The sequence below is a fragment of the Polaromonas sp. UC242_47 genome, assembly GCF_044452385.1.
In the GTDB taxonomy this organism is placed as follows: domain Bacteria; phylum Pseudomonadota; class Gammaproteobacteria; order Burkholderiales; family Burkholderiaceae_C; genus Polaromonas.
In genome coordinates, this window is sequence record NZ_JBIOAO010000001.1 from 196,736 (window position 1) to 212,779 (window position 16,044).

At 62.4% G+C, this 16,044-nt stretch carries 14 protein-coding genes; 10 read left to right on the forward strand and 4 right to left on the reverse strand.

All coding sequences use genetic code 11. From position 1 onward, the window contains the following. The first annotated feature begins 4 nt into the window (after positions 1–4). The gene (secF, locus tag ACHMXK_RS00980) at positions 5–961 is read left to right on the forward strand and encodes a protein translocase subunit SecF (RefSeq protein ID WP_397436882.1); all 957 of its coding nucleotides are present in this window, start codon (positions 5–7) and stop codon (positions 959–961) included. 27 nt (positions 962–988) lie between these two features. Then, positions 989–3,514 (forward strand): DUF1631 family protein, encoded by a 2,526-nt coding sequence (locus ACHMXK_RS00985; RefSeq protein WP_397436884.1) that lies wholly within the window; start codon positions 989–991, stop codon positions 3,512–3,514. Positions 3,515–3,636: 122 nt separating this feature from the next. Here ACHMXK_RS00985 and ACHMXK_RS00990 read toward each other — a convergent pair whose 3' ends face one another. From ACHMXK_RS00990 to ACHMXK_RS01000, 3 genes are read right to left on the reverse strand one after another with little or no spacing between them, the layout of a single operon-like run. Continuing rightward, positions 3,637–4,158, reverse strand: coding sequence for a DUF494 domain-containing protein (locus ACHMXK_RS00990; protein ID WP_397436885.1), 522 nt, complete (start codon positions 4,156–4,158; stop codon positions 3,637–3,639). Positions 4,159–4,203: 45 nt separating this feature from the next. Further along, positions 4,204–5,328 carry a DNA-processing protein DprA gene (dprA, locus tag ACHMXK_RS00995; RefSeq protein ID WP_397436887.1) on the reverse strand — a complete coding sequence of 375 codons (1,125 nt, stop codon included), beginning with the start codon at positions 5,326–5,328 and terminating at the stop codon, positions 4,204–4,206. Between the two features lie 31 nt (positions 5,329–5,359). After that, a complete protein-coding gene (locus ACHMXK_RS01000) occupies positions 5,360–6,580 on the reverse strand; it encodes a LysM peptidoglycan-binding domain-containing protein (RefSeq protein WP_397442411.1) in 1,221 nt (406 codons plus the stop codon). Positions 6,581–6,758: 178 nt separating this feature from the next. Between ACHMXK_RS01000 and def the strand changes: the two genes are divergently transcribed. The 5 genes from def (at position 6,759) to ACHMXK_RS01025 (ending at position 10,875) form a co-directional block, all read left to right on the forward strand. Further along, the gene (def, locus tag ACHMXK_RS01005) at positions 6,759–7,271 is read left to right on the forward strand and encodes a peptide deformylase (protein WP_397436889.1); all 513 of its coding nucleotides are present in this window, start codon (positions 6,759–6,761) and stop codon (positions 7,269–7,271) included. A gap of 171 nt (positions 7,272–7,442) precedes the next feature. Next, positions 7,443–8,408 carry a methionyl-tRNA formyltransferase gene (fmt, locus tag ACHMXK_RS01010; protein ID WP_397436891.1) on the forward strand — a complete coding sequence of 322 codons (966 nt, stop codon included), beginning with the start codon at positions 7,443–7,445 and terminating at the stop codon, positions 8,406–8,408. 71 nt (positions 8,409–8,479) lie between these two features. Further along, entirely contained in the window at positions 8,480–9,169 is a 690-nt protein-coding gene (locus ACHMXK_RS01015) for an AzlC family ABC transporter permease (protein ID WP_397442412.1), read from the forward strand. Further along, a complete protein-coding gene (locus tag ACHMXK_RS01020) occupies positions 9,166–9,501 on the forward strand; it encodes an AzlD domain-containing protein (RefSeq protein ID WP_397436893.1) in 336 nt (111 codons plus the stop codon). The genes ACHMXK_RS01015 and ACHMXK_RS01020 overlap by 4 nt, the downstream gene beginning before the upstream one ends. 180 nt (positions 9,502–9,681) lie before the next feature. Next, a complete protein-coding gene (locus ACHMXK_RS01025) occupies positions 9,682–10,875 on the forward strand; it encodes a phosphoglycerate kinase (RefSeq protein WP_397436895.1) in 1,194 nt (397 codons plus the stop codon). A 60-nt stretch (positions 10,876–10,935) separates the two neighbouring features. Here ACHMXK_RS01025 and ACHMXK_RS01030 read toward each other — a convergent pair whose 3' ends face one another. Further along, the gene (locus ACHMXK_RS01030) at positions 10,936–12,030 is read right to left on the reverse strand and encodes a fatty acid desaturase (protein WP_397436897.1); all 1,095 of its coding nucleotides are present in this window, start codon (positions 12,028–12,030) and stop codon (positions 10,936–10,938) included. Between the two features lie 270 nt (positions 12,031–12,300). Between ACHMXK_RS01030 and pyk the strand changes: the two genes are divergently transcribed. From pyk to ACHMXK_RS01045, 3 genes are all read left to right on the forward strand, one after another. Continuing rightward, positions 12,301–13,734 carry a pyruvate kinase gene (pyk, locus tag ACHMXK_RS01035; protein WP_397436899.1) on the forward strand — a complete coding sequence of 478 codons (1,434 nt, stop codon included), beginning with the start codon at positions 12,301–12,303 and terminating at the stop codon, positions 13,732–13,734. 204 nt (positions 13,735–13,938) lie between these two features. Next, positions 13,939–15,003, forward strand: a complete 1,065-nt coding sequence (gene fba, locus ACHMXK_RS01040; protein ID WP_397436901.1) for a class II fructose-bisphosphate aldolase — start codon at positions 13,939–13,941, stop codon at positions 15,001–15,003. Positions 15,004–15,096: 93 nt separating this feature from the next. Next, positions 15,097–16,005: a phosphoribosylaminoimidazolesuccinocarboxamide synthase gene (locus tag ACHMXK_RS01045; protein ID WP_397436903.1), complete on the forward strand. Its 909-nt coding sequence runs from the start codon at positions 15,097–15,099 to the stop codon at positions 16,003–16,005. Positions 16,006–16,044 lie beyond the last annotated feature (39 nt).

Here is a 16,044-nt window from a genome sequence, read left to right on the forward strand (position 1 = left end):
CGTCATGGAATTTTTCAAAATCCGCAAGGACATTCCGTTCATGCGGCATGCCCTGATTTTTAATGTGATTTCATTCACGACCTTTGCACTGGCCGTGTTTTTCCTGTTCTCACGCGGCCTGCATTTGTCGGTGGAGTTCACCGGCGGCACGGTGATGGAGGTGAGTTATTCACAACCGGCCGATGTGGAAAAAGTGCGCGGCACGGTGTCCAGCCTGGGCTTCACGGATGTGCAGGTGCAGAATTTCGGGACAGCGCGTGATGTGATGATCCGCCTGCCGGCGCAAAAAGGCGTGACCACGGCCCAGCAGAGCGAGAAGGTGATGACGGCGCTCAAGGCCACGGATCCACAGATCGTGTTGCGGCGGACCGAGTTTGTCGGCCCTCAGGTGGGGGAGGAACTGGCACACGACGGGCTGAAGGCGCTGGCCATGGTGGTGATTGGCATCATGATTTACCTGGCGCTTCGCTTCGAGTGGAAATATGCGGTCGCGGCCATCATCGCCAACTTGCATGACGTGGTGATTATTCTCGGATTTTTTGCCTATTTTCAGTGGGAGTTTTCGCTCTCGGTGCTGGCCGCCGTGCTGGCCGTGCTGGGTTATTCGGTGAATGAATCGGTGGTGATTTTTGACCGGATTCGCGAGAATTTCCGGCGTTACCGCAAGATGAACACCACACAGATCATCGACAACGCGATCACTTCCACCATCAGCCGAACCATCATCACCCACGGTTCGACCCAGGTGATGGTGCTGTCTATGCTGCTGTTTGGCGGACCGACCTTGTTCTACTTTTCACTGGCTTTGACCATCGGCATCTGTTTCGGCATTTACTCCTCGGTGTTTGTGGCCGCAGCCCTGGCGATGTGGCTGGGCATCAAGCGTGAAGACCTGATCAAACCTTCGTCGAACAAGAAGGACGAGGATCCTAACGATCCCAACGCTGGCGCCATGGTGTAAGCTGGCCGGAAACAACCCCTCACGGCTGTGGCTGCAAACAACAAAAGAGAACTTCTTCTTGCAAGGCAAGCGCGCCAACTATTTGTAGGCCAGGCTGCGCGCATCCTGCCCGGGTTGGCCGCCGACATCAAGCTCAAGCTCGCGACCTTGATGGAGCAGGGCGGTAGCGCACGCGACATGCAAGATCGTCGTGATGGCTTCTTGTCCTTTCAGGACAATGCGGTGGTCTGGGTCAACGCCACCGTCGCCGCCTGGCAAAAAACGCTGCTGCCGACCACGGCCAGCACGCCTGCGGCGCTGGACAGCGGGAAGTTCGAGCTGATGGGCAACGAGGTGATGGAGAACAAGATCCTGGCCTCGCGCCTGGCCCTGCGCCTGCTCGACAGCGCCAGCTGGGAGCTTAATGATTTGCGTCTGCGCATCCAGAGCCTGGAAGAGGTGGCCGAACTGGCCAAGGACGATATTTTCCGCCCCGAAATTTTGTCTCAGCACCTTGTGGAGCAATGGACGCTGGCGCCCCTGTCGCGCGAGTTGTGGCTCACGGTGCAGGATCTGATTCAGCAGCGCCTGACCGGACACCTGCTGGAGGCCTATCACGCGGCCAACGCTTTCCTGATCAAGGAAAACGTCATGGTGGACATTGACTTGCGAGCCCTGGTCAAACGCACACCTTCTGCTGTCAATGCGGCGCGGCCCGGCACTCCGCCCAAGCCGGCAGGCGCACCGTCGAACGGCCGCGCGGCCACTGAGGGTGAAGCCCGTCACGGTGCTGGTGGTTTGGGCACCGGGGGGATGGGCGGCGCCGGATATGGCAACGGATCCGGTTCGGGCGGCTCAGGTGCCTCCGGCGACGGTCGCAGCGGCCGAGGTTTCGGGGGCTTTTTTGGTGGCAATGGCGCCGGTGGTGGCTCGGGCGGCAAGGGTACGGGTGGTGGCAGCGGTTCTGCCGGTGGCGGACCGACAGGTCGCGATGCCGGGCACACCGACTCGGCCGCCGCACGCCATGACATCAACGACGAGACCCGCATGCAAACCGGGACCTCACCCCTGGCGCGGGTGCGCATGCGCGCCCAGGGCGTCATGGGCCATCTCAAACGCCTGTTGTCGGACCACGCGGTTGACTTCGACCACACCCACACCAACCGGCCTTCGCCACAACTGGCGCAGGTACTGGCTCAGGCCCTCCCGGGGGTTGGCGACAGCGGCCACGGCTTCGAAGGCACGCTGCTGGATAGCTCCCATCGGGTGTATAGCACGGCCCATGTCGAACAGGCCGCGAGCGCCATACGCCAGCGCACCGCGGAGCTGAAACAAGCGGCCTCTACCTCCAGTGAAAAAGCCACCATTGAAATTGTGGCGCTGATGTTCCAGAGCATTCTGGCGGAAGACCGCATTCCACCGGCCGTGCGGGTCTGGTTTGCCCGGTTGCAGATGCCGGTCTTGCGTGTGGCAATTTCCGAGCCCGAGTTTTTTGGCTCCTTGCAGCATCCAGCACGCCGGCTGATAGATCGCATGGGTTCCAGTGTGCTGGGGTTTGACGCGACGGTTGCTGGTGGTGCGCTGGAAATTGAAATCAAGCGGATTGTCCAGGTGATTGAGCAATACCCGGAAACCGGCCGGCGGGTGTTCCAGCTGGTGCATGACGAATTCCAGAAATTCCTCTCGAAGTTTCTTTCGGAGCAAGGCAGTGCCGCCCGTGTGGTGAGTGTGGCCCAGCAGCTTGAGCAAAAAGAAACCATGGCCATCCAGTACACCATTGAGATGCGCAACATGCTCAATGACATGCCGGTGCGCGAGGAAATCCGTGAGTTCCTGTTCAAGGTCTGGGCCGAAGTGCTGGCGCTCGCCGCCATGAAAAACGGGCCCCAGCACAAAGACACCATCACGCTCAAGCAGGCTGCCGCAGATCTGGTGTGGGCGGCCAGTGCCAAGCCCAACCGCACGGACAGGGCGCGGGTGATTGCCGACCTGCCCAAGCTGTTGCAACTGCTGCGTCTGGGCATGTCCATGCTGGGCATGAGCACGTCGGTGCAGGACCAGCACCTGAAGATCATCAGCGACACCCTGGCCGATGCCTTCATGTCCAAAACCGATGCGATTTCGTTGGAGCGTATCGACGAAATGGCCAAGCGGCTGGCGAATCTGGAGGACTACCTGTCCGACGAGGATGTCGGCGACCTGCCGCTGGACACTGAAAACCTCGTCATGATGATAGGGATCGATGCGGCCGATATCGAGGTCATCGCCGATGGCGGCAGCCGGCCCAGCGAAGCCATGCGCAGCTGGGCGCAGGAGCTGCAGGTCGGCGCCTGGTTCAGCCTGGACCACAACGGCCAGGTCAGCCACGTGCAGTTCTCCTGGCGCAGCGATCGTGGGCAATTACATCTGTTTGCGTCCTCCGATGGCCGCAATTTCCTGATTCAGGCGCGCCGGCTGGCGGCTTATTTGCAAGCCGGCTTGCTGGTGCCGACGGAAGAAGAAGCCCTCACGGTGCGCGCCACGCGCGATGCCTTGGCCAAGCTGGACGCGAACCCGGAGCGCCTGCTGGGTTAATCCGTTTGAGGGCTACCTCTTCACCAGCCGGGGCCGCGGAACCGGCTTCGCCGGGCCGCAGGCGCAGCGCCCCCTCGGGGGGGGCAGCGAACCACACGAAGTGGGGAGCGTGGGGGCTCTTATCAGTGCGCGACACGGAACTCGGCGTCGTCGCAGAGTTCGTCCAGGACCAGGGCGTCGGGCTCTTCGCCAAAACTCCAGTACACCATCAGCACGATGATTTTCAGGTCATCCAGTGCCAGCGGTTCGCCCGGCGCCGCCATGGCGCGGTCCATCACAATTTCCCGCATGTGTGGTGGCAACACGCCAGAGGACTCCAAGAAACTGACAAACCCCAGGGCTGGCGCCCCCAGGTGTTCCTGTTCGGCCACCGAATAAACACGCAGGCTGCCAGCGGATTGCGGCAGGAAACCAGCCGGGGCAATGGCCGGCGGCAGGTCGGGGCTGGTGGCGGTTTCCGCGGCCGGCCGGCTCGCCTGGGTGTTCTGGGCGGCGATGTTCAGGCCGTTGAGCCAGACCAGTGCGGCCTGGATTTCTTCCGCTTCAAACCCGACTGCGGTGAGCTTGCGGCTCAACTGATGCAGCTCGGGGCAGGCATCACCTTGCCAATAATTTTCGTAAACGTACACCAACACTTCAAACATGCGTCCAATATAACGCAGTTAAGGTTTAGCCCGCTGAATCCCGCCTTAGCCCAGGGCCATGCGCTGAAACAGTCCGCCCGGCAGCCTGGCGATGGCGTCGGCCATTTCAAGCGCCAGCAACTGGGCCTGCAACTCGGCCGTGGCCAAGCCGGTGCGGGCCTGCAAGGCGTCCAGGCTGACCGGATCGAAGCCCATGGCCGACAGCAGCGGGTGTTCGGTTGGCGGCGCGTCAGCATCCGTGCCGCTGTCGGGCGGGTCCGCCGCGGCATGCGGCAATTTCAGTTCTTCCAGCACATCCTGCGCCGATTCCACCAGTTTGGCGCCTTGTTTGATCAGTGCATGGCAACCGCGTGACTGCGGGGAGTGGATGGAGCCGGGAATGGCAAAAACCTCTTTGCCCTGTTCGGCGGCCAGGCGGGCGGTGATCAGCGAGCCCGATTTCAGCGCGGCTTCGACCACCAGCGTGCCTTGCGCCAGGCCGGAAATGATGCGGTTGCGTTTGGGGAAGTTGGCGGTCAGCGGGGGCGTGCCCAGCGGGAATTCGCTGATGATCAGGCCTTGCTGGGCAATGCGGTGGGCTAGGTCCAAATGTTGTTTCGGATAGACCCGGTCCAGGCCGGTGCCGACCACCGCCAAGGTGATGCCGCCGCCCAGCAGGGCGCCGTCATGCGCCGCGCCGTCCACGCCGAGCGCCATGCCGGAAACCACACACAGACCGGCTTCGCCAAACACCTTGGCAAATTGCCTGGCGTTGGCCTCGCCTGGGGGTGTCGGGTTGCGACTGCCGACCATGGCGAGGCAGAGCGCTCTGTTTTCAATAGCTGCTTGCGTCCGTCCATCAAGGGCGCCGAGCATATAAAGCATGGAAGGCGGGTCTTCAATGTCCAGCAGGGCGGCCGGGTAAGCGGGGTCGCCCAGTGTCACCACACGCCGGTTGTCTGCTTCTTGCAGCCAGTCCAAGGTGGTTTGCAACTGCTGGGCCAGGGTGTCGGGTGTGGCCTGGAGCGTATCCGCCAGCCGCTCGGAGCCGAACTGGCGCAAGGTGCTGGCGGATTGCTCAAAGATGGCGGGCGCTGACCCAAACGCGACAAGCAGCTTGCGTATGCCGGTGTTGCCGAGACCCGGCGTCAGCGTGAGGCGCAGCCAGGCGCGAAGTTCGGTGGCGTCCACGGGCGGGCGGGGCTGGCCTCTGCGCTTGATCTCAGTTGGGGTTGGTGAAGCGGTCGCCCACTTTCACGCCGTCACTGACTTGCAGGACCAGGGCGTAAGACAACTTTTCATAGGTGCGGAAAACAATCAGCAAACCATTACGCTCGTTCGGCAGCCTGATCTGGGTCCGGGCCGAGTCGGTGCGGTCGGTGACCCGCTCGCCGCTGTGCAAAATCGCCATCACGTGGCCACGTTCCAGGCCGTCCCGGCTGCCACGGTTGATGGTCACCACCTGGTTGCCGGAGGCATAACGCACGGCGCTGCCGTAAAGCGAGACAATTTGCCCTTCGATCTGGGTGGCCGGTGCCCGCGGCACGTAACTGACCAGTTCGCGCGGCGGTTCCGGCGCCAGCCGGTCACCCACACGCATTTCTTCCTTGGACGAAACGATGTTGATGGTGGCCGGCACGGTTTCACTGCTGACCTTGCCATCCTTGCCGGTCACGTTGGCCGTGGATTCGCCGCGAACCAGCTCGGCCTTGCCGACAAACTGGGCTTCGTAACCGAGGATTTCCCCGGTGGACGGGTCTTTCAGCGGTGTGGCATTGCGGAAAACACGGTAGTCCAGCGGCTCTCCTTTGGCGTCGCTCAGGGGTTTGCCGCCCTCTTTGCTGCTGTAGACGCCGCGTGCATAAGCGCGGTCGCCGCGGCTCAGCAAGACCCGGCCTTCCTGGGTGGCGACGATGCGGGGTGCCATGGCAAACGCGCTTTCGTCGACGATCAGGGCTTCGGCCAGGAAGGGCTCAATGGTTTGTGGCGACAAGGTCGGAACGGCCGCGTCCGCCAGCGACTCAAAACGGGTGCGCGGCGACACCCGCACCGTGCCGCCGGGCTGGCCGTCGGCAGAGGCGGACTGGCGGGTGCGCAAGGTGGCGCGCCCATTGGACTTGTCCAGATACAGCTGCTGGCCGGGGTAAATCCGGTGCGGGTTGCGGATGTCCTGCAGGTTCATGCCCCACAACTCGGGCCAGCGCCAGGGGCTTGTCAGAAACACGCCCGAAATGGCCCACAAGGTGTCACCGCTTTTGACGGTGTATTCATCGGGCGCATTGGGGGTCAGGTCCGCCAGCGGTACACCGGTTTGGGCGACCTGGTTGGCCGTGGCCTTCTGGCCGGCGGTGACCGGGAAATTTTGCGCCTGCAAACCCGCCGTGCTGAGCAGCAGGGCGGCGGCTATTGAAACTTGACTGAACCCACCAAAAATAGTTTGCATCTTGAGGCCCTTGGGGCTGGCATGGCCTTTGGCCATGGGGCCGTGCGCCGTGTTTGTAACGTGATAAATCACTAGCGATTCTGTACTTAAGCCCTTGATTAGGCAACGAATATGCGGTTTGGCCGCTGCGCGAATGCTGAAAATTAGCGAAAATAGCGACATCTGATTGCCCGCCACCATGACCATACTGACCATTCTTCGATACCCTGACCAGCGTTTACATACCGTCGCCAAGCCGGTGGTGGCTGTGGATGCCCGCATCCGCCGCCTGGTCGATGACATGCTGGAAACCATGTACGACGCCCAAGGCATAGGCCTGGCCGCCAGCCAGGTGGACGTGCACGAGCGGGTGGTGGTGATTGACGTCAGCGAAGAGCGCGACCAGCCGCTGGTCCTGATCAATCCCGAAATTGTCTGGTCCAGTACCGAAACACAAATCAATGACGAAGGTTGCCTCTCGGTGCCCGGCATTTATGACGGCGTGGAACGTGCCAGCGCCGTCAAGGTGCAGGCGCTGGACCTGGATGGCCAGTTGCAAACCCACAGCGCCGAAGGCCTGCTGGCGGTTTGTGTCCAGCACGAGATGGACCACTTGATGGGCAAGGTGTTTGTCGAATACCTGTCGCCGCTCAAGCGCAACCGCATCAAGACCAAAATGCTCAAGCAGAAGAAGGACGAAGAGCGGGTTTAAATTAGCCCCCACGCTCGCTCACTTCGTGTAGCTCGCTGCCCCCTAGGGGGCAGCTGCGCCTGCGGACTGGCAAAGCCAGATCCGCGGCCCTGGCTGGTTGGGGAAGGGAAAGCTCGCCGGGGAATTTCTTTCACGCGGCCTTAGGCCTTGGCCATCAGCGAAAATAAGACCATGCGTGTTATTTTTGCGGGTACGCCCGAATTTGCCCGTGTGGCTTTGGAGCAACTCCATGCCGCCGGTTTTGATATCCCCCTGGTCTTGACCCAGCCGGACCGGCCGGCCGGCCGCGGCATGAAATTGCAGGCGTCCAGCGTCAAGCAGTTTGCGCTGGAAAAAAACATCCCTGTGGCCCAGCCGCGCAGCCTGCGGCTAGACGGCAAATACCCGGAAGACGCGGCAGCGGCACGTCTGGCGCTGGAGGCCGCGCAGGCCGACGCCATGGTGGTCGCGGCTTACGGCCTGATCTTGCCGCAATGGGTGCTGGACCTGCCGCGCTTGGGGTGTTTCAACATCCATGCCTCCGTGTTGCCGCGCTGGCGTGGTGCGGCGCCTATTCACCGCGCCATCGAAGCCGGGGACAGCGAAACCGGCATCACCCTGATGCAAATGGACGCCGGCCTGGACACCGGTGACATGTTGCTGGTCGAAAAAATGCCCATCGCACCTACCGATACCACCGGCAGCCTGCACGACAAACTGGCCGCGTTAGGCGGCCGCCTGGTGGTCGAGGCGCTGGAGCTGGCGGCTTGTGGTGGCCTCAGCCCGGTGCGACAACCCGAGCAGGGCATCAGTTATGCCCACAAGATTGAAAAACACGAAGCGGCGATTGACTGGACCCAAAGCGCCGAAGTGATCACGCGGCGCATACGCGCTTTTAATCCTTTTCCGGGCGCGGCCAGCCTGCTGGCGGGGGAAACCATCAAGTTCTGGATGGCCACCTCCTTGCCGGGCGGTGTGCGGCCCTATGGCGCCGTGCCGGGCCAGGTGCTGGCCGCCAGCGCGGACGGCGTGGACATTGCCGCGATCGATGGTGTGTTGCGTGTCACCCGCCTGCAAAAGCCGGGCGGCAAAGCCCTGGAGGCTTCGGAGTTTTTGCGCGGTTTTGTACTGACAGCAGGCATGGTTTTTTCCAAATAAACAAGCAGAGGACACCTGTTTTGACCGCTTTGTTGTTCAGGCACCCGGAGTTCCGCCGGGGTGCGCGCGAGATGTTGTCGGTAGCGCCGGGCATTGCCGCCTGGGGTTTGATGACCGGGGTGGCCATGGTCAAGTCCGGCATGAGTGTGTTTGAAGCCGTGCTGATGGGGGTGATGGTGTTTGCCGGCAGTTCGCAGCTGGCGGCCGTGCCGCTGATGATGGCGGGCGCCCCCATGTGGGTGATTCTGGCCACGGCGTTTTGTGTCAACTTGCGTTTTGTGGTGTTCAGCGCCCACCTGCGGCCTTATTTGATGCACCAGCCCCTGTGGCGGCGCCTGCTCAGTGGTTACCTCACGGCCGACCTCAGTTATGTTCTGTTCACCCAGCGTTATCCGAAGCCGGCGGCGCCGGATGACTTGCCGCTGCTGCGCGCCCAGGAGGCTTACCTGGCCGGCAACTGTGGCGTCAACTGGCTCAGCTGGGTAGGCGCGAGTTTGCTAGGCACGGCCCTGGCCAATACAGTGCCGACACATCGGGGCCTGGGTTTTGCCGGCATCCTGGCGCTGGTCGGCATCATGTGTTCGCTGGCCAGCACACGTTTGCGCCTGGTTTCTGCCGGTGTGGCCGGTGCGGCCGCGGTGGCGGTGTTCGCCTTGCCGCTCAAACTCAACATCGTGGTGGCCATTGCCGCCGCCGTGGCGGTGTGCCTGCTGCTCGAAAAACCCAAAGCCCCCGTGGCAGAAACCGGCGGTGCGACATGAACGGGACGGATGCCTGGACCGTGCTCACCATTCTCGGCCTGACCGTGGTCACCGTGATCGCCCGCTCGTTTTTCTTCATCTCCAGCAAGCCCTGGAGCCTGCCGCATTGGGCCCAACGCGGCCTGCATTACGCGCCGATTGCGGCCTTGTCCGGCGTCATCATTCCGGAGATTGTCATGACCCAGGGCCAGTTGATCGACACCTGGCAGGACGCCCGGATCTTTGCCGCGCTGGCCGGCGCCGCCTGGTTTTTCTGGCGCAAAGGTGTGCTGGGCACCATCGTGGCCGGCATGGCGGTGTATCTGCCTTTGCACATCGGACTGGGCTGGTGAATGTGGCCCCCACGGTCGCTCACTGCGTGTAACTCCCTGCCCCCGCGGGGGCTGCTGCGCCTGCGGCCCGGCGAAGCCGGTTCCGCGGCCCCTGCTGGCAGTAAGAACACCCTCTGGGTGGCGCACCTACAATTTGATGATTTTGGGCGTGTTGGCCCGAACCTTTCACTGCGAGTTTTCATGAAATTCATCCGTTTCTCCGACCTCTGCGCCCAAGGCCTTGTCCAAGGCCGGCGTGTGTTTATCCGTGCCGACCTGAACGTGCCGCAAGATGACAGCGGCCGCATCACCGAAGACACGCGTATCCGCGCCTCGATTCCCTGCATCCAGATGGCGCTGGACGCCGGCGCGGCCGTGATGGTGACCTCGCACCTGGGCCGCCCGACCGAAGGCCAGTTCAAGCCTGAGGACTCTTTGGCCCCCGTGGCGCAACGCCTGGGCGAGTTGATGCAGCGCGAGGTGCCGCTGTTGTCGGGCTGGGTGGACGGTGTGGATGTGGCACCGGGCCAACTGGTGCTGCTGGAAAACTGCCGTATCAATCCCGGTGAGAAAAAGAATGATGAAGGCCTGGCCCGCAAAATGGCCGCGTTGTGCGATATTTTTGTGCACGACGCCTTTGGCACGGCCCACCGCGCCGAAGCCTCGACCTACGGCATCGCGCAGTTTGTCCCCACGGCCTGCGCCGGCCCCTTGCTGGCGGCCGAAATGGATGCCATCTCCAAAGCCCTGGCCAATCCCAAACGCCCGCTGGTCGCCATTGTGGCCGGCAGCAAGGTCTCGACCAAACTGACCATCCTCAAGGCGCTGGCCGGCAAGGTGGACCAGTTGATTGTCGGTGGTGGCATCGCCAACACCTTCATGCTGGCCAACGGCCTGCCGATTGGCAAAAGCCTGGCCGAGCGTGAATTGCTGGAGGAAGCCAAAGCCGTGATGGCGGCCATGAAGGCACGCGGCGCCGAGGTGCCGATTCCCAGCGACGTGGTCACCGCCAAAACCTTCGCGGCCGATGCGGTCGCCACGGTGAAAGCCGCGGCCGAGGTGGCGGACGACGACCTGATCCTGGACATCGGCCCCGACACGGCGAAAAAACTCGCAGCCCAATTGATGGCGGCCGGCACCATTGTCTGGAACGGACCGGTCGGTGTGTTCGAGTTCGACGCTTTTGAAGGCGGCACCAAAACCATTGCCGAAGCGATTGCCGCCAGCAGCGCTTTCAGCATCGCCGGCGGCGGCGACACCCTGGCTGCGATTGCCAAATACGGCATTGAAAAAGACGTGGGTTATATCTCCACCGGTGGCGGCGCTTTCCTGGAAGTGCTGGAAGGCAAAACCCTGCCGGCCTTCGAAATTTTGCAGCGCCGGGCAGAAAGCTAAAACGCTATTGTTTCGATAGCTGTTTGCGCCCGTCCCATGAGGGCTAGAGCCCTGTTTTTCTTATAAAACGGCGCGGGCCGGCGGACTGGTGGCGCGGCCGGCAAAGTCGGTCCAGCAGCGGCGCCTGAAGTCATACAACTTGCAGGCACGTGCCGTGTCGAAATACCAGCGCCAGGAAAAACGCTGGACCACGATGCGGCCAGGCAGCAGTTCTTCCAGCCTGGCTTGCGCGGCCTTGAGTTGGTAAAGCGGGATGCTCATGTCCACGTGGTGGGCGGTGTGCTCCATGATGTGATGCACCAGCGTACCTATCTGCCAGGGAAAGGTCAGGTGCACGGTTGTCGAGACAAAAGGCTGGGCGCGTTGCCAGGCGGCGCGGTCGTCGTGCCAGCACACCTTGACGTGGGTGTGGTGACCGTAAATCACAAAACCCATCATGTGGAACCAGAAAAACAGCGGCACGACAAAGCCCAGCAGCAGCAAAAGCAGCGCGGACTGGTAGGTCAGCCAGGCTGCTGCTATCAGCCCAGCAATCCACAGCGCGGCAAACGCCGTCACCAGCAGGCAGTCCCAGGTGAAGATGGCGCGCCGGGTGTTGCCCAGGCTGGAGGCACGCGGAAACATCATCTTTTTCCACCAGATCTCGACCAGGTAATACACGCCAGGGCCCCAGCCGCTGCGATAGATTCGCTGCATCAGGCGGCCCAAAGGCGACAAAGCCCGAAACTCCGCTTGTGTGAGCGGCGCCCAGACAAAATCCACACCTTTGAGGTTGGTGAAGCCGTGGTGCACCGCGTTGTGGCCCACGTCCCACAGGCTGTAGGCGGTCAGCGAGGGCAAAAAGGCGATGCGGCCCAGCCAGCGGTTGAGGCGGCGGTGTGGCGTGAGGCTGTGGTGGCAGCCGTCGTGGCCAATCACAAACAGCCGGCCAATCACAAAACCGGCGGCCAGCCCGCACAAGAGCTTTAGCCAGACCGGCTCCAGGCCCACCACGCCGGCCAGCAAGGCCGTCAGCAGCATGTAGTCGACAGCGAGCAAGACCAGGGCGCGCCAGCTGCTGCGTTGTGCCAAGGGCAGCAGCCAAGCGCGTATGACCTTGCGATGCGGCAAAGCGGCGTTTGTCGGCAGCGGCTGGGGGGCGGCAGAATCGGGCACGGGGTGTTCAGGCGGAGGCATCATGGACGAAAGCGTGGAAGAGGTGGGGGAGTGGCCTGGCGAAACCGGGGCGGCGCCGCGTGGGGTCGCAAGCTGACCCTGTGATGCAAGCTGACCCTGTGATCCTAGAGGCCGAGCGGCGCGCACCATCTGACCAAGATCAAGGCAGAGGCACTGCAGCGGCGGAAGTTGAGCGAGGACAGGGGGGATCGGTAACCGGTTTGTAACTTTTCCGTGTGAGAATCAGAAACTAAATTACAGGAGACAGACATGCACAGCAGTGCCACGAAAATTGTTGCCACCCTTGGCCCCGCTTCCAGCGATCCCGCGCTGCTCGAAAAAATGATACGTGCCGGCGTCACCGTGGTTCGCCTGAACTTCAGCCACGGCACGGCCCAGGACCACATCGACCGGGCCGTCATGGTGCGCGAAGCCGCCCAGCGCGCCGGCCGCGAAGTCGCCATCATGGCCGACCTGCAGGGTCCGAAAATCCGCGTCGGCAAATTTGCCGAAGGCAAGGTCATGCTGGTGGCCGGCGCCAAGTTTGTGCTGGACGCCTCGCGCCAGGAACCCGGCGACCTCAAGGGTGTCGGGCTGGACTACAAGGAACTGCCGCGCGACGTGCGTGCCGGCGACGTCTTGCTGCTCAACGACGGCCTGATTGTGCTGACGGTGGATGCCGTGCGTGGCGAAGAGGTGATCACCACCGTCAAGGTCGGCGGCATCTTGTCCAACAACAAGGGCATCAACAAAAAAGGCGGCGGGCTGACCGCGCCGGCGCTGACCGGCAAGGACATGGAGGACATCAAGACCGCCATGAGTTTCCAGGCCGATTACGTGGCGGTGAGTTTCCCCCAGAACGCCACCGATATGGAAATGGCGCGCCAGCTCTGCAACGTGGCCGCCGCACCCTACAAACACAAGCCCGGCCTGATCGCCAAGATCGAACGCGCCGAGGCCATCCCCAAGCTCGAAGAAATCCTGCAGGTCAGCGACGGCATCATGGTCGCGCGCGGTGATCTGGCCGTGGAAGTGGGCCATGCCGCCGTGCCGGCGCTGCAAAAACGCATGATCAAGCTGGCCCGCGCGTATGACAAACTGGTCATCACCGCGACCCAAATGATGGAAAGCATGGTGTTGAACCCGGTGCCGACACGCGCCGAAGTCAGCGACGTAGCCAACGCCGTGCTCGACGGCACCGACGCCGTGATGCTGAGTGCCGAAACCGCGGCTGGCAAATACCCGCTGGAAACCATTGAAGAAATGGCCAGCATCTGCCTGGAAGCCGAAAAAGCCGAATACGCGGCGCTGGACGCCGACTTCAGCGGCAAAACCTTCACCCGCATCGACCAGTCGATTGCCATGGGTGCCTTGTTCACGGCCCACCACCTGGGCGCCAAGGCCATCGTGGCCCTGACCGACAGCGGCGCCACACCGCTGTGGATGAGCCGCCACGACATCCGTATGCCGATTTACGCGCTGACGCCCAACCTGGCGACCCAGCGCAGGATGGCGCTGTACCGCAACGTGCGTCCGCTGCTGATGGACACCAGCGCCGATCGCGACACCGCGCTGGACCAGGCCGAAGGCCACCTGCTGCGCCGCAACATCGTGCAAAGCGGCGACGTGTACGCCATCACCTGCGGCGAACCCATGGGTGCGCCTGGCGGCACCAATATGCTGAAAATCTGCCGGGTTGCCTAGTCAAATCGGGCTCTAGACCAGTCGTGACAAGCACAAAAAGCTATTAAATCAGGAGCAACTGGTGCTGACCCTGCGGGTCTGCGCCGGCCTGCAGGGTCAGGTGCTTAAGCCCCGGGTGTGTGGGGGCACTGCTGGCCGCCTGGTGCACAGCGGGTAAAATGGGGGGAGTTACCACCCAGTTACCCTCTTTCCGGGAATATATTTATGGCACTCGTTTCCATGCGCGAGCTGCTGGACCATGCGGCAGTTCACACCTACGGCATTCCGGCTTTCAACGTCAACAACCTGGAGCAAGTCCAGGCCATCATGCAGGCCGCTGACGAGGTCAATGCCCCCGTCATCATGCAGGCCAGCGCCGGCGCCCGCAAATACGCTGGCGAAGCGTTTCTCAAACACCTGATCCAGGCCGCGGTCGAGAGCTACCCGCATATTCCTGTGGTCATGCACCAGGACCACGGCCAGAGCCCCGATGTTTGCCAGGGCGCCATCAACCTGGGCTTCAGCTCGGTGATGATGGACGGCTCCTTGATGGCCGACGGCAAGACCATTGCCGACTACGACTACAACGTCGAGGTCACGCGCAAGGTGGTGGACATGGCGCACGCCACCGGCGTCTCGGTCGAAGGCGAACTCGGCTGCCTGGGCAGCCTGGAAACCATGCAGGGCGACAAGGAAGACGGCCACGGCACCGACGCCGTGATGACGCACGACCAGCTGCTGACCGACCCCGAGCAGGCCGCCGACTTTGTCAAACGCACCCAGCTCGACGCCCTGGCGATTGCCATCGGCACCAGCCACGGCGCCTACAAGTTCACGCGCAAGCCCACAGGCGACATCCTGGCGATTGAACGTGTCAAGGAAATCCACCGCCGCATCCCCAACACCCATCTGGTCATGCACGGTTCGTCCAGCGTGCCGCAAGACCTGCTGGCCATCATTCGCCAGTACGGCGGCGACATGAAGGAAACCTACGGCGTGCCGGTCGAAGAGATCCAGAAAGCCATCAAGTTTGGCGTGCGCAAGATCAACATCGACACCGACATCCGCCTGGCGATGACGGCCGCCGCGCGCAAATTCATGGCCGAAAATCCAGCCAAGTTTGACCCGCGCGAGTGGCTCAAACCCGCCACGGCCGCCGCCAAGGCGATTTGCAAGCAGCGTTACATCGAGTTCGGCTGTGAAGGCCAGGCCAGCAAAATCAAGGGCGAGTCGCTCAGCGTTGTCGCCGCCAAATACGCCAAGGGCGAGCTGGTCCAGGTCGTGAATTAAGTAAAAAACGACAAAATCCCGCGCCGGTTTTCGAACGGGCGATAATAAAAAGCTCGCTGATACCAGCGGGCTTTTTTACTTTGGCAAGCACCCATGACCACCGCACTCCACACTTCGGCCCTTACTTCCCTGCCCTTGCTGGCGCGCGGCAAAGTCCGCGACAACTATGCCGTGGGCACAGACCGGCTGCTGATGGTCGCCAGCGACCGCCTGAGCGCTTTTGACGTGATCCTCGGCGAGCCGATTCCCGGCAAGGGCGCGCTGCTGACGCAGATGGCGCTGTTCTGGTTCGACAAGCTGGGCAATCTCTGCCCCAACCACCTGACCGGCGAGGCGCCTGAAAGTGTGGTGACACCGGCTGAAATCCCGCAGGTGAAAGACCGCTCCATGCTGGTCAAACGCCTCAAGCCGATTCCGGTCGAGGCCGTGGTGCGCGGTTACCTGGCCGGCAGCGGCTGGAAGGAGTACCAGGAGAGCCAGGCGGTTTGCGGCGTGGCCCTGCCGCCCGGCCTGAAAAACGCCTCGAAACTGCCGGCGACTATCTTCACGCCGGCCGCCAAGGCGGCCGTGGGTGAACACGACGAAAACATCAGCTACGAGCAAATGGTCAAGGTGGTGGGGCCGGAGCTGGCCGCACAAATCCGCGACCTCAGCATCCGGATTTATGAAGCCGCAGCGGCGTTTGCGCTGACCAAAGGCATCATCATTGCCGACACCAAGTTCGAGTTCGGCCTGGATGAAAACGGCACCTTGACCCTGATGGACGAGGTGTTGACACCCGACTCCTCGCGTTATTGGCCGATTGAAGGTTACGAGCAGGCCTTTGCCGCCGGGCAGAACCCGCCCAGTTACGACAAGCAGTTTGTGCGTGACTGGCTGGAGCAGACCCTGGTCAATGGCAAACCCTGGGACAAAACCCCGCCCGCGCCGCGCGTGCCGCAGGACGTGGTCGAAAAAACCGCAGCCAAATACCAGGAAGCGCTGGCGCGACTGACGGCCTGAGCCGCCTAAATTTCACTGAAATGGCCACCGATTTGCGCA

What these genes read in the sequence shown, in the direction of transcription:
- ACHMXK_RS00990 (WP_397436885.1), bottom strand. Translation starts at nt 4,158, where the DNA reads ATGTTTGAAGTGTTGGTGTACGTTTACGAAAATTATTGGCAAGGTGAT.
- pyk (WP_397436899.1), top strand. Translation starts at nt 12,301, where the DNA reads ATGCACAGCAGTGCCACGAAAATTGTTGCCACCCTTGGCCCCGCTTCC.
- ACHMXK_RS01020 (WP_397436893.1), top strand. Translation starts at nt 9,166, where the DNA reads ATGAACGGGACGGATGCCTGGACCGTGCTCACCATTCTCGGCCTGACC.
- fmt (WP_397436891.1), top strand. Translation starts at nt 7,443, where the DNA reads ATGCGTGTTATTTTTGCGGGTACGCCCGAATTTGCCCGTGTGGCTTTG.
- fba (WP_397436901.1), top strand. Translation starts at nt 13,939, where the DNA reads ATGGCACTCGTTTCCATGCGCGAGCTGCTGGACCATGCGGCAGTTCAC.
- secF (WP_397436882.1), top strand. Translation starts at nt 5, where the DNA reads ATGGAATTTTTCAAAATCCGCAAGGACATTCCGTTCATGCGGCATGCC.
- ACHMXK_RS01015 (WP_397442412.1), top strand. Translation starts at nt 8,480, where the DNA reads ATGTTGTCGGTAGCGCCGGGCATTGCCGCCTGGGGTTTGATGACCGGG.
- def (WP_397436889.1), top strand. Translation starts at nt 6,759, where the DNA reads ATGACCATACTGACCATTCTTCGATACCCTGACCAGCGTTTACATACC.
- ACHMXK_RS01000 (WP_397442411.1), bottom strand. Translation starts at nt 6,580, where the DNA reads ATGCAAACTATTTTTGGTGGGTTCAGTCAAGTTTCAATAGCCGCCGCC.
- ACHMXK_RS01025 (WP_397436895.1), top strand. Translation starts at nt 9,682, where the DNA reads ATGAAATTCATCCGTTTCTCCGACCTCTGCGCCCAAGGCCTTGTCCAA.
- ACHMXK_RS01045 (WP_397436903.1), top strand. Translation starts at nt 15,097, where the DNA reads ATGACCACCGCACTCCACACTTCGGCCCTTACTTCCCTGCCCTTGCTG.